Origin of the sequence: Paenibacillus sp. YYML68 (assembly GCF_027923405.1) — a bacterium.
In the GTDB taxonomy this organism is placed as follows: Bacteria; Bacillota; Bacilli; order Paenibacillales; family NBRC-103111; genus Paenibacillus_G.
This window is the reverse complement of record NZ_BQYI01000001.1, coordinates 274,090-286,960: the sequence shown is the minus strand read 5'-3', so window position 1 is coordinate 286,960 and position 12,871 is coordinate 274,090. Positions and strand designations below refer to the sequence as shown.

At 53.5% G+C, this 12,871-nt stretch carries 15 protein-coding genes; 3 read left to right on the top strand and 12 right to left on the bottom strand.

Features of this window, described 5'->3' with window-relative positions:
* Positions 1-120 precede the first annotated feature (120 nt).
* The gene (locus tag PAE68_RS01340) at positions 121-1,746 is read right to left on the bottom strand and encodes a peptidoglycan DD-metalloendopeptidase family protein (protein ID WP_281883328.1); all 1,626 of its coding nucleotides are present in this window, start codon (positions 1,744-1,746) and stop codon (positions 121-123) included.
* A gap of 305 nt (positions 1,747-2,051) precedes the next feature.
* Between PAE68_RS01340 and PAE68_RS01335 the strand changes: the two genes are divergently transcribed.
* Entirely contained in the window at positions 2,052-2,324 is a 273-nt protein-coding gene (locus PAE68_RS01335) for a hypothetical protein (protein ID WP_281883326.1), read from the top strand.
* A gap of 35 nt (positions 2,325-2,359) precedes the next feature.
* Here the strand turns inward: PAE68_RS01335 and PAE68_RS01330 are convergent, their stop codons facing one another.
* The 11 genes from PAE68_RS01330 to rpsF form a co-directional block, all read right to left on the bottom strand.
* On the bottom strand, positions 2,360-3,031 hold the full coding sequence (locus tag PAE68_RS01330; protein ID WP_281883323.1) for a hypothetical protein: 672 nt from the start codon (positions 3,029-3,031) through the stop codon (positions 2,360-2,362).
* Positions 3,032-3,425: 394 nt separating this feature from the next.
* Positions 3,426-4,712, bottom strand: coding sequence for an adenylosuccinate synthase (locus tag PAE68_RS01325; protein ID WP_281883321.1), 1,287 nt, complete (start codon positions 4,710-4,712; stop codon positions 3,426-3,428).
* Positions 4,713-5,050: 338 nt separating this feature from the next.
* Complete coding sequence (gene dnaB, locus PAE68_RS01320; protein ID WP_281883320.1) at positions 5,051-6,418, bottom strand: replicative DNA helicase; 1,368 nt, start codon at positions 6,416-6,418, stop codon at positions 5,051-5,053.
* Between the two features lie 118 nt (positions 6,419-6,536).
* Positions 6,537-6,980: a 50S ribosomal protein L9 gene (rplI, locus tag PAE68_RS01315; protein WP_281883318.1), complete on the bottom strand. Its 444-nt coding sequence runs from the start codon at positions 6,978-6,980 to the stop codon at positions 6,537-6,539.
* Positions 6,977-8,938, bottom strand: a complete 1,962-nt coding sequence (locus PAE68_RS01310) for a DHH family phosphoesterase (protein WP_281883315.1) — start codon at positions 8,936-8,938, stop codon at positions 6,977-6,979. The genes rplI and PAE68_RS01310 overlap by 4 nt, the downstream gene beginning before the upstream one ends.
* A 13-nt stretch (positions 8,939-8,951) precedes the next feature.
* Positions 8,952-9,887: a DUF2232 domain-containing protein gene (locus PAE68_RS01305; RefSeq protein ID WP_281883314.1), complete on the bottom strand. Its 936-nt coding sequence runs from the start codon at positions 9,885-9,887 to the stop codon at positions 8,952-8,954.
* Positions 9,888-9,892: 5 nt separating this feature from the next.
* Positions 9,893-10,195 carry a MazG-like family protein gene (locus PAE68_RS01300; RefSeq protein ID WP_281890846.1) on the bottom strand — a complete coding sequence of 101 codons (303 nt, stop codon included), beginning with the start codon at positions 10,193-10,195 and terminating at the stop codon, positions 9,893-9,895.
* Between the two features lie 57 nt (positions 10,196-10,252).
* The gene (locus PAE68_RS01295; RefSeq protein ID WP_281883312.1) at positions 10,253-10,669 is read right to left on the bottom strand and encodes a CBS domain-containing protein; all 417 of its coding nucleotides are present in this window, start codon (positions 10,667-10,669) and stop codon (positions 10,253-10,255) included.
* A gap of 187 nt (positions 10,670-10,856) precedes the next feature.
* On the bottom strand, positions 10,857-11,147 hold the full coding sequence (rpsR, locus tag PAE68_RS01290) for a 30S ribosomal protein S18 (protein ID WP_281883310.1): 291 nt from the start codon (positions 11,145-11,147) through the stop codon (positions 10,857-10,859).
* Between the two features lie 41 nt (positions 11,148-11,188).
* Positions 11,189-11,683 (bottom strand): single-stranded DNA-binding protein, encoded by a 495-nt coding sequence (ssb, locus tag PAE68_RS01285; protein ID WP_281883308.1) that lies wholly within the window; start codon positions 11,681-11,683, stop codon positions 11,189-11,191.
* A 75-nt stretch (positions 11,684-11,758) separates the two neighbouring features.
* Positions 11,759-12,046, bottom strand: coding sequence for a 30S ribosomal protein S6 (gene rpsF / locus PAE68_RS01280; protein ID WP_281883306.1), 288 nt, complete (start codon positions 12,044-12,046; stop codon positions 11,759-11,761).
* 246 nt (positions 12,047-12,292) lie between these two features.
* On the opposite strand from rpsF, the gene PAE68_RS01275 reads away from it, so the two are divergent.
* The gene (locus PAE68_RS01275; protein WP_281883304.1) at positions 12,293-12,478 is read left to right on the top strand and encodes a YjzC family protein; all 186 of its coding nucleotides are present in this window, start codon (positions 12,293-12,295) and stop codon (positions 12,476-12,478) included.
* 118 nt (positions 12,479-12,596) lie between these two features.
* Positions 12,597-12,857: a hypothetical protein gene (locus tag PAE68_RS01270; protein WP_281883302.1), complete on the top strand. Its 261-nt coding sequence runs from the start codon at positions 12,597-12,599 to the stop codon at positions 12,855-12,857.
* Positions 12,858-12,871 lie beyond the last annotated feature (14 nt).

Sequence of the window (12,871 nt, the reverse complement as noted above, 5' to 3'; positions counted from 1 at the left end):
CACGTCCTATTATTTTACCATACTATGAAGCAAAAAGAGACATGGAACCGCCGCTTCCCTGCGACTTCCATGCCCCCTGCTGCTCTATCTATCTCTAGCTCTATCTATCATCCATACCCGTTACCGGTTCAAAAACTTAAGCGGATTCTGCGGCGACGAGTTCCGCAAAATCTCGAAGTGCAAATGCACCCCCGTCGAATCTCCGGTGCTGCCCATAATACCGATCTTCTCGCCCTTCTCGACGATCGTGCCTTGCGTCACTAGAATCTTGCTCAAATGTCCGTACAGCGTCCGATACCCGTTCAGATGATCTATAATAACATAATTGCCATAATCGCTCTTCGAGCCGGCAGTCACGACCTTGCCATTGTCCGCTGCGAGAATGTTGCGGTTGCCTGTAATGTCGATGCCCTTGTGGAAGGCGCCCCAGCGCGTGCCGTACGTGCTCGTAATCGAAGCCGATACGACCGGCCAAGCGAACTTGCCCGTGCCCTCGCCGCGGATTACCTTCGTTCCCCGCTTCACGACCGCCTTCTTCGGCTCCTCGACGATCTCCTCGGCGAGCACGACCTCCTCTTCGAGAAGACCGTTCACCTTCGTCAGCTGGATCGTCATCCGCTTCATCCCGTTCTGACCAGCCGTCAGCGTCTGCGTCAGCCCGAGCTTCATGCTATCGTCCTGCACATATTCCGTCTCGTGCTGAATCTCTTGGTTCTCTACGATCTTCTCCACCGTCCGCACGGACAGCGTCGGCTGCAGCACCGTTAAGTCGAGCTGCTGGCCTACCTTGATCATATCGTTCGTAATCGTTGGGTTGTTCTGATAGATGAGCTGCTTCGGAATGTTCAGCTTCTTCGCGATGCAGGAGACGCAGTCGCCGTCCTCCACCGTATACTTCGTTGGCTGCACGTCGCCCGTCTCGAGCTTCTTCTGCATCTCCTCTGGCTGGATCAGCTCAGCTGGGTTCAGCTTCACCTCACGCAGCTCGACCTGCTGGACGAAGTCCGCATTCAGCAGCTCTGCCTGGACGATCGAATCCTTCGGCGAGGCGGATAGAATACCGACCTTGCCCGCTTCCTTCGTCTTCACGGTCGCTGCAATAGCGTTCGACTTGATCTGCTCGAGCACCCCGTTCGCCAAGCTCTCGTCCTTGAGCACGCCCATCGGCTTGCCATCCACGAGCAGCTCTACACCTACCGGATACGAGTAGAAGTAATCAGCCAGCGTATCCATAACGTACTGATCGTCGGCCTTATGGTTGAAAGCCCTTTCACGCTTTAATTCGATGGCCGGTTCCTTCACGATAACTTTGAAGCCGGAAGCGTCCTGAGACAGCTCGTCCCGCTTCGCTTGCTTGAACTGTTCGATCCGTGCCGGGTCCGATACGGTTCCGATCGCATCACCATTTGCGAACACCTGGTAGTAATCGACCATGCTCGCCCGTACGTACTGATGGCCGCTCCACACGACAGCCGCCATGAGCACGACAGCTGCTGAAGATTGAAGCACTAGTCCTCTATGCTGTGCCAGTGCTGCCTTCCATGTATGTCTGTAAGCAAGCGACTTCGCCTGCATATCTGCTTGTCCTTCTGTATGTATAAGTGCACGCTGTTGCTGATCAGCTTGACGATCCGCGGATGCATCCCCGGAATCGCTAGTCAAGCGCTCTGGCCGTGCTTGTGGTCGATTCGTGAAGAGCTTGTCCACCAAGCTCCTAAGCCGGCCTATCCCTCTGAAAACGTTCATCTTCTTCTCCTTTTAAGTCGTTTTTTGCCGCATTCGGACGTAATTCGCTTCATCGCTTTGCCAAGCAAAAGCAATAAAACGCGACGATTTCCTACTCAGATACTAGCTTGCTCTCCTCTACTGCCAGCCGTTCTCTCGGATGTCTAACGAACTGCACATAAAAACACCTAAAATTGGGACAATAACCATGGTGTTTAAAACACGTACCTTAATAAATTTACCACATGCCCTCTGCTTTTTTCAACAAAATTGTATACTATACCACATTATTGGACCCAAACATGACAGGAGTGTGAAGGTAAGCCATGGAAACATTAACAGCTCTATTCCGCAGCCAGCATGAGCTGGAGCAAGCAGCAGCGGCGCTGCGCGAGCAAGGCGCCATCAACCTGAAGACAGCACCAGCGACGGAGGACCAAAGTCCTAGCGCCCAGCAATGGAGTAATGCTGCAAGCTCCGGCGTTGTAGACAGCACGGTGATCGGCGCGAATCAGCAGCGCTACTTGCAGGTTGTCGTCGAATCGTCGAGAAGACGTCAGGCCGAGGATACGATTGTCCGCTACGGAGGTCAGTGGTAGACGCACGAAAAAACGCCCTGGCGCGCAGCTTGCGCTCAGGGCGTTTCAATTAAAGTCTTCAGCTCCGTATACTCCTCGGGCTTCAGGTGCTGCTGCAGCAGTTGATCCAGCCGCTTCACCTCCGATGCCGTCAAGCCATTCTCCATCATGACCGATATGTCATTCAGGTCCTTCTGCGGCAGGCGCGTCGCGAGCATCGAGAACACCTTCGCCTTCTGACTGTCGGAGAGCTGCTCCTTCTTCTTCGTGAACTCCTCGCTCGAGACGACGACCTTGCGATCCTCCTGCAGAAGCAGCTCCGTCCCCTCGGAAGCCGACTCCAGCTCCTTGAGCGACTGCGAATTCCATACCGCTACAGCATCCTCTGGGACCCGATACGGGTCAGGGTCACCGTTCGTTCGCTTGGACGATGAACCAGACGGCTCATCCTTCGTGCTGCCTCCGACAGGCGTAGCCGACACGGCCATCTCCTGCTCCCTCACACGATCCGCTTCCACCACCACAGAGCTATCGATCCCGAGACTGCCGACCAGCCGACTTACGAATGGAGCCCACTCGATCCTCGCGCTGGCCGGACGCTCGATCTGCAGCTGCTCCAGCACCGCATCGACATACGTATTGACCGTGAAGAACGTGACCGCCACACAGCAGACCGACGTCACCGCAGCGCTCACCGCCAGCTTCACCAACCACTTCAACCCTCTCACGTACCCAATCCTCCCCTCCTGGAATAACAGGCTCAGAGGTCCCTCGGAGCTGTTATGGCAAGCCTCGAATTTGGCGCAGCCAAATTGAGGGCCTTCCTCGACTTCGCATCCCTGCCCCTGGAATAACAGTTCCGAGGTCCCTCGGAACTGTTATGGCAAGCCTCGAATTTGGCGCAGCCAAATTGAGGGCCTTCCTCGACTTCGCATCCCTGCCTCCTGGAATAACAGTTCCGAGTTCCCTCGGAACTGTTATGGCAAGCCTCGAATTTACTCTTACTAGTATGGACCTGTTTATGGAATATCAGTCATCGTCGCTCAACGAATATGGGTGAAGTGGTTAGTGAGCAAAACAAAAAGAACGGGCTCATCGCCCGTTCTCCTTCAAATCAATCTCTTATTCGTAAATCGGCTTCACCAAATTCGTCTGCTCGCGATTACGACCAACCGAGAAGATCGCGATCGGAATACCCGTAAGCTCCGACACACGCTCTACATAGCGGCGAGCATTAGCCGGAAGCTCATCCAGCTTGCGCACGCTCGTCAAGTCCTCGCTCCAGCCCGGCAGCTCCTCGTACACCGCTTCGCACTCAGCCAGCATCTTCAAGCTCGCCGGATAATGCTCGATCACTTCGCCGCGATACTTATACGCCGTGCAGATCTTCACCGTCTCAAGACCAGCCAGCACGTCCAGCGAGTTCAGCGACAAGCCTGTAATGCCGCTGACACGGCGTGCATGGCGAATGACGACCGTATCGAACCAGCCAACACGGCGCGGACGGCCTGTAACTGTACCGTACTCGTGACCGCGCTCGCGGATCCAGTCACCCGTCTCATTGATCTGCTCCGTTGGGAATGGACCATCACCGACGCGCGTCGTGTAAGACTTCGCTACGCCGATGACCTGCTTAATCTTCGACGGTCCAACGCCCGAGCCGATGCATACGCCGCCGGCCGAAGGGTTCGAGCTCGTCACGAACGGATACGTGCCTTGGTCGATATCGAGCATAACGCCTTGAGCGCCTTCGAACAGCACCTTCTTACCTGCATCGATCTGATCGTTCAAGATAACGGATGTATCCATCACATATGGACGCATACGCTCCGCATAGCCGAGGTACTCATCAATGATCGACTGCGCTTCGAGTCCCTTAGAGCCGTACACCTGCTCGATCAGGACGTTCTTCTCGGCAACGAGCTGGTGCACCTTGCGCTCGAACTCCTCGGCATCCATCAGATCCGCGATCCGAATACCGTTACGAGCCGCCTTATCCATGTAGCAAGGACCGATACCTTTGCGCGTCGTGCCGATCTTGTTGTCACCCTTGCGCTCTTCCTCAAGACCATCAAGCAACAGATGATAAGGCATAATGACGTGAGCGCGGTCACTAATCTTCAAGTTATTCGTTGTGAAGCCGTTATCATGAATATATTGAATTTCCTCCAGCAGCGCCCCTGGATTGATAACCATCCCGTTACCGATCACACATAGCTTATCCTCATAAAAAATACCCGACGGAATCATCGTCAGCTTATATTTCTTCTCATTAATGAGAATCGTATGTCCAGCATTATTGCCGCCCTGATAACGTGCTACAACATCTGCGGACTCAGCAAGGAAGTCGGTAATCTTACCCTTTCCTTCGTCTCCCCATTGGGTTCCAACAACTACTACCGTTGACATTCACACTACCCCCGTGTGGTGGAAACCACCCATGATTTGCCTAATAGGCACAATACGCCATGAATAGTTTAGCAGTCCTGTTATCCAAAGTCAATAAAAACGAACAATCTAAACGCTCGTCCATGTAATGTTCGGAAATCGCAAACCATATTAAAGCCGCATAAAACCGTTTCCTTGCACATCAGCCCGTGTCCGCATATTACCATTCCCTTGAGCTACCCTGCCTATGCGCACGAAAGAGAGCTCTCCCGATAAGGAAGAGCCCTCCGACAATGAAGTGACTATTAATAAAATGGATCATTGCCAATGCTTCTGTTCAAATTGTTCAGGCTCTCTGCTTACGACGACTTCGCCATCGGCGGAGGCTCCGAATGGGACCGATCCAGGCCGACGAACTTGTTATAGTTCTTCAGGAACGCCAGCTCGACCGTGCCGACCGGGCCGTTACGTTGCTTGGCGATAATGATCTCGATAATGTTCTTCTTCTCTGATTCCTTGTCGTAATAATCATCGCGGTACAAGAACGCTACGATATCGGCATCCTGCTCGATCGATCCGGATTCACGAAGGTCAGACATCATCGGACGCTTATCCTGACGCTGCTCGACGCCGCGGCTAAGCTGTGACAGCGCAATGACCGGCACGTCGAGCTCACGGGCAATCTGCTTCAGCGTACGCGAGATCTCAGATACTTCTTGCTGACGGTTATCGCCCTTGCCGCGTCCGTGAATGAGCTGCAGGTAGTCGATCAGAATCATCCCCAGTCCCTTCTCCTTCTTCAGACGCCTGCACTTCGCTCTGATGTCTGCCACTGTAACGGAAGGAGAATCGTCGATGTAGATATTCGCCTCAGACAGCGAGCCGATCGCCATCGTCAGCTTCTCCCAATCGTCCGACTCCAGGAAGCCCGTCCGCATGCGTCCCGCATCGACGTTCGCCTCGGCGCAGATCATACGCTGTACGAGCTGAGCGGCGCCCATCTCGAGGCTGAAGATCGCCACCGTCTCCTTCTCCCGCACCCCGACATTCTGAGCGATGTTCAGCGCGAATGCCGTCTTACCTACGGAAGGACGCGCTGCCACGATAATCAGGTCAGACCGCTGGAAGCCCGACGTCATCTTATCAAGATCAGAGAAGCCGGAGCGTATACCGGTCGTGCTCCCCTTCTGGTTGTACAGCATCTCCACCTTATCGAATACTTCCATAAGGACGTCCTTGATCGCGATGAAGCCGGAGCCCGAGCGCGCCTGCGAAATCTCCATAATGCGCTGCTCGGCGTCGCTCAGCAGTGTACCGACCTCATCCTCACCGGCGTAGCCGTTCGTCACGATCTGGGTCGCCGCACGAATTAATCGGCGCAGCATCGACTTCTCTTCCACGATCTGCGCGTAATAATCGACGTTCGCGGCCGTCGGCACCGAATGGGCCAGCTGGGACAAGTACGTAATCCCGCCGACCTCCTCCAGCTGCTGCTTATCCTGCAGACGCGCCGTCAGCGTCACGAGGTCAACCGGCTCATTCGCTTCGGCAATTTCGATCATCGCCTCGTAGATTCGCTGGTGAGCCCCACGATAGAAGTCTTCGCCGTTCACCCGCTCCATCGCCGTAACGAGCGCATCGCCGTCAAGCAGAATCGCACCCAATACCGCTTGCTCAGCCTCTATGTTTTGCGGGGGTATGCGATCCATAAACAGGCTCTCATTCATCCGTTGATCCCCCTGACTTCAGGATACTTTTCTTACTTTCTGCAATATGAAAAGCCGGCATGACCTTCACACCGGCTAACTCGACTTCCATAGACGTTCAGCACCTCAGCCCGTCCGCTTATTCCTCTGTCACATGCACCTTCAGCTTCGTGCTAACCTCCGGATGCAGCTTCACGGCTACCTCTGTCACGCCAAGCGTACGAATCGGATCGTTCATCATAATTTTACGCTTGTCCAATTTATATCCAAGCTTCTCCAGTGCTTCGGCTACCTGCTTGTTCGAGATCGCGCCGAACAGGCGGCCATCGGTACCGGACTTTGCCTTCAGCTGTACCGTCGTCTCCGCGAGCTTGCGTCCAAGCTCCTCGGCCGCGGCCTTCTCCTCGGCCTTCTTGCGCTCCTCAGCCTTCTTCTGCTGATCGATCACCTTCATCGCACCTTCGCTTGCTGGCGCGGCGAGATTTTGCTTGAACAGGAAGTTCTGTGCGTACCCTTCAGATACTTCCTTCACTTCGCCCTTCTTGCCTTGACCCTTAACATCCTTCAACAAAATAACCTTCATTCGAATAGCCCCTCCTCTGCGTGTATCTCGTTCAATATTTGCTTCAGCCGCTGCGTCGCCTCGGCTACAGTTCCCTCTATTTGAGTCGCGGCATTCGTGAGATGCCCGCCACCGCCCATTCGCTCCATGATGATCTGTACATTCATCTGTCCAAGCGAACGAGCACTAATTCCGATTAACCCGTCCGGTCGCTCGCTAATGACGAACGACGCCATGATACCTGTCATCGTTAACAATGTATCAGCTACTTGCGCAATGATCAACTGAGAATATTTACGTCCCGGCTCGGTGACGGACAATGCAATATGGTCGAAGATTACAACCGCGTTCTTGATGATCTCTGATTTCTTAATATAATGATCGAGGTCCTCCTTCAGCAGACGCTGAATGAGCGATGAATCGGCCCCATTGCGCCTGAGGTACGAGGCCGCCTCGAACGTACGAGCGCCTGTACGAAGGCTGAAGCTCTTCGTATCGACGACGATGCCTGCGAGCAGCGTCGTTGCCTCCAGCACCCCCATCGTAAGCCGATCATGGAAGTACGGCAGCAGCTCGGTAACGAGCTCACAGGTGGACGACGCGTAGGGCTCCATGTAGACGAGCGTCGCGTCCTGTATGAACTCCTCGCTGCGCCGATGGTGGTCGATGACGACCTTGCGCTGCGTAATTTGCAGCAGCCTCGGCTCCGGCGTCATCGATGCCCGGTGCGTATCAACAACGACTGTAAGCGTTCGCGACGAGCTCACCTGCAGCGCCTGCTCCGGTGTAATGAACCAGCGGTTCAGCTTCTCATCCTCGTGGACCAGCTCCATCAGCTTCTGAATACCAGGATTGACACCCTCTAGCACGATGTAGCCTTCCTTGTTGCTGACATGCGTCATCTTCAGCACGCCAATCGCCGCCCCGATGGCATCCATATCCGGCAGCTTATGGCCCATAATCATGACATTGTCGCTATCCTTAATCAAGTCACGCAGCGCATGGGAGATGACACGAGCCCGAACTCGCGTTCGCTTCTCCATCGCATTCGTTCTGCCGCCGTAGAAGGACAGCCGCTCTCCGACCTTCACCGCCGCTTGGTCGCCCCCGCGTCCGAGCGCCATATCAAGGCTCGTCTGCGCCCATAGCCCGAGCTCCGGATACGTCGACGCGCCTGATGCAATACCGATGCTCAACGTCACCGGCAGCTTATTCTCAATCGTCAGGTCACGCACCTCATCCAGCAGCTCGAAGCGAGACTGCTCCAGCTGCTTCAGCCCTTTGTAATCCGTAAGGAGCAAGTACCGATCCGAAGCTGTTCGGCGCAAATAAATCTGATGCTTCTGGGCCCAGTCGTTAATCTCGCCCGTCACCTTCGCCAGCATCAAGCTTCGCTGCTGATCGTCAAGTCCTTGCGACGCCTCGTCCAAGTTATCCATCATCACTATACCCATCGCCAGCTGCTCTTCCTCCAGCTTCAGCTGAAGCGTCTTCATCGGCGTAATGTGTGTGAAATACAAGAGGCGCTCCTCTGCCTTAATCAGCACCTCGTAAATAAGCTTATCTACGGTAATCTCGATCCGCGGCTCCTTGTCCTTACGTCCCTTGAGACTAGGAAACAGCTCCAGCAGCGGCTCACCGATTAACGTATCCTTGCCGAGCATGCGAGCCACGTACGGATTGTGCCATTCGATGATTCGCTCTTCATTATAGAGCAGAACGCCTAGCGGCATCTCATGCAGAACATCCGTGCCGGCCTTCTTCACCCGATGGGACAAGGTCGTGACATAGTCGTTCAGATCGCTCCGGAAGGCTGACTCCGCGCGGAATGTATAGAACGCTAGAGCCCCGCTGACGAGCAGTGTAACGATAGCGAGCTGCCATACGAACAGCGCAAGGAGACCGTTCAGCATAAGGACGAAAGCGAATACGCCGTACATGGGCAAGCCATGCCTGCGCTTCATTAGAAACTTCGGCATTGTTCGATCCCCCTCATGATCCCTTGTGCGTCATCCGATCGCGAATTGGGAATGATACGTCAAATACCCCGAGCAGACTGAGTAGGAAGAACACTGGAGGAAAGACGAACAGCAGCACGATTCCCGTAATCGGCAGCGCCTTGTTCCATCCCTTCGTATAAGCGGTGAAGAACAAGAAGGAGATGCCTTGGAACGCGAACGCCGTACTCAGCAGCGGCACAAGATTAACGACAATCGTGAACATCCCCGAGCTCGAATCCTGCACGAATAATTCTGCAATAAGCGCCAGCACATAGATCCAGACGAACGACTTCGGCAGCATCCAATCCTTCACCGGACGGAATGCCGCTGCCTGCTCTCCGTATCGAACGAGCAGCCTTCTCGTCACCGTGTGGGACACCATAATGTACAGGAGCGAGATAGAGATCATATAGAGCGGCAGCATCTGAACCGTTACACTCGCCAGCGTCTCGATATCGAGCTGCAGCAGCTCCTGCATCTGCGGCGAGTAGAGCTGGAACGATTCTCTCATCAGCTGCTTCAGCTCACCTGTCGGATTGAGCCCGAGCAGGTCCGCCACGAGCAAGCTGATCAGCAGCTCGCCGAGCAAGGTCAGCACACCTGCTGTCATCACCGCACGCGCCGATGCTTTCTTCCGATACTGGTTGCCCATCTGAATGGCAGGCGGCAGCAGGAACAGCGAGATGGCGACGAACAGCGCTCCGAGCCACCCCCCGATCAGGACGGAGCCGAGCACATAAGCAAGGGCGAGTGCCCCGATATAATGGATAAGAAACGATTTTGTCCCGAGCCGCACATACAACAGCAACACAGGCACCAGCAGAACGAACAAGGATGCCAGTCCGAGCAGCGGGACGATAAGCGAAACAAGCAACAGCGCATAAATAATGCTCACCCCGAGCATGCGCGGCACACGCGATTCCTGCAATTCGTTCACCTCTTACGCAAATGATCTTCTAACGCCGAAATATCACCATACCAGTCCTCTAGCTGGTGACCTTCCTCGCGATGCTTCTTCATCTTATCCAGTACCGCTTCATCCAAAGCGCGCAGCGAAATGCCGAGGCGTCTTCCGAGTATGTAGCAGCAGGCGATGAGACTTGCAAGACCGTCTATGATTTTATGATGGCTTCCTTCCCATATGCCCTTCAGCAAGTGCGCCATTTGATCCACGAGCTCCGTCTTCAGCCACTCAATAATTTTGGCCCGCTTCGCGAGGTCTACATCCTTATCCATAAAAGTCACGCCGCTATCTCCCCTTATCTCGGCATTTAGTTGATTATACCACAGTTTCTACACCTTTTGCTCCGACTGCCACAGCTTGAAGCAATAATCAATGATCTCGCGGCGACGTATAATGCCGATGAAGACGCCGTTATCATCGACAACAGGCACGTAGTTCTGGTTCGTGGCGAGCGTAATCAAGTCCTGCATCTGTTGATTAATATGGACCGGCCTGATCTGCATATGCTGCGGCACCTCGGTCAGCTGTACGCGATGCGCATTGTCGAACCCGATCTCTGGCGAGCGCTTCAGCTTCCACAGCAGGTCACCTTCGGTAATCGTTCCTACATAACGGCCATGCTCGTCCACGAGGGGTACAGCCGAATATCGATGGTATTCCATACGCTCTAGTGCCTGGCGAATCGTCGAATGAGGGGATAAATAAATAACCTGCTCCTTAGGCACAAGAAAAAAAGCAATATTCAACGTTCTCCCTGCCTTTCTGTTCATCACAACGCATGCTTGTTTACCCGCTTCTTCATCATAACATGAACGTTCCTATAACAAAAACAAACCGTGCACGTATAGAGATCGTGTAGGAACGTCCTCGCATGAAAAAAGGAGACAAGACTGAACGAATCAGCCTTGTCTCCTTGGGTACTGCGCTTGAATCCTATTCCGTTGTATAAGGCAGCAATGCGATTTGACGAGCACGCTTAATTGCGATCGTCAGGGCACGCTGATATTTAGCGGATGTTCCAGTCACACGACGTGGAAGAATTTTACCGCGCTCCGAGATGAACTTCTTGAGCGTTTCAATGTCTTTGTAGTCGATGTGCTTGATTTTGTTGACGGTGAAGAAGCAAACTTTACGGCGCTTGCCGCCTTTTTTGCCACGTCCGCCGAACTTTCTTTCGCCGCGCTCGCCGCGGTCTTCAGAACGCTCTCTTTTTTCAAATGCCATTGTTCTCCATCCTTTCTACGTTAGATTCATTCCGAGCCGTCCTAGAACGGCAAATCATCATCGGAAATGTCAATCGGCCGACCGTCATCCTGGAATGGATCCTGGTTGTCGCGTCCTCCGCCGAAGCCTCCACGATTACCACCGCCAGCGCTGCTACCACCACCGCCGCCACCGCTATAGCTAGGTCCCGAGCTGCCTTCTTCACGATTGGCACTGTTCGCCGATTCCAAGAAACGTACATTATCTGCAATGACTTCAGTCACGTATACGCGCTTGCCCTCATTGTTGTCATATGTGCGTACTTGAATGCGGCCCTCGACAGCGGTCAGTCGACCCTTGCGAAGATAATTCGCACAAGTCTCTGCCAGCTGGCGCCAAGTGACGACCGGAATGAAGTCGGCCTCGCGATTGCCCTGGTTATTCGAGAACGGGCGATCTACTGCAATTGTGAACTGGGTTACAGCTACGCCTGCAGGTGTATAGCGCAGTTCTGGGTCACGTGTAAGTCTGCCGATCAGAATGACACGATTCAACATCCGTATTCCCTCCCGGAATCACTGTCTGACGCTTTAGCATTCCGACAGCCTGCTTGATTACAACAATAAGCCGATTTAAGCGACTACGTCACGAACGATCAGGAAACGAATGATTTCATCCGAAATCTTCATTACACGGTCAAGCTCGTTAACGACGTCATTGTTCGCGTTGAAATGAACCAACACAAAATGACCGTCACGAATCTTGTTGATCTCATACGCAAGACGGCGCTTACCCATCAGGTCTTGTTTTGTAACCTCGCCACCGTTGTTGATGATGTTCTGGAACTTCTCTACCGTAGCCTGTACAGCCTCTTGATCGAGCTCAGGACGGATAATGTACATCACTTCGTATTTGCGCATGTTGCCACCTCCTTTTGGACTAAGGCCCCTAATCCAGCTGATGCCGTTAGGAGCAAGGAGCGAGAATCGTTGATACCTCAAAACTCGCACCTAAACAATATAGCAAAATTCGCTGAATAACGCAAGCATAATCCCTCTTTCAGCCGCATAAGCCCCCTTGTGATGAATGGCAATTATTGAGGAACATGGTCTGCCTCAGAATCGGAGAATATATAGGTACATCTTTCAGCAGGAGGTGACCCTGACATGGGTGAATGGAGTCAGTTTCGTCCGGGCGATAAAGCTCCGAATGACGGCGAGTATATGGAGGTAGGCGAGGACGCCTTCCACATGGGAATTAACAATCCGAAGATGATTACGCTGAAGAAGGGCGAGCATTTCCCGGAGACAAGCAATCATAACCGCAAGTGGAAGAAAGTGTTCCGCGGCTAGTGAAGAGCTGCCCCCGTTCGAGGCTGCGTTCTAGGCTATTCTCGAAGGCATATGGCTTGGAACGGGGGCTCATGAAGATTGCAACCAACATATCTACGATTACTGAAGGAGCATCCTTATGAATTATAGAGCTACCACCGTATTCACCATAATCGGGGCTGCACTGTGCGTGCTTCACTTTTTCGGACACGAATACGATCCGATCTACTTGCTCTTCTACGCTTTTAGCGTACCGGCCTGGTTCTACCCGTTCTTCAGCTACACGAACATTAATCCGTTCTGGCTCTATACACTGACCATTGTGTCGTGGACGATCATTGGTTATCTCATCGACCGATTCACGGTCATTCGTCAGAAGCGTCGTTCTCCGAACGGCTAGAGCTTCCCTCACAG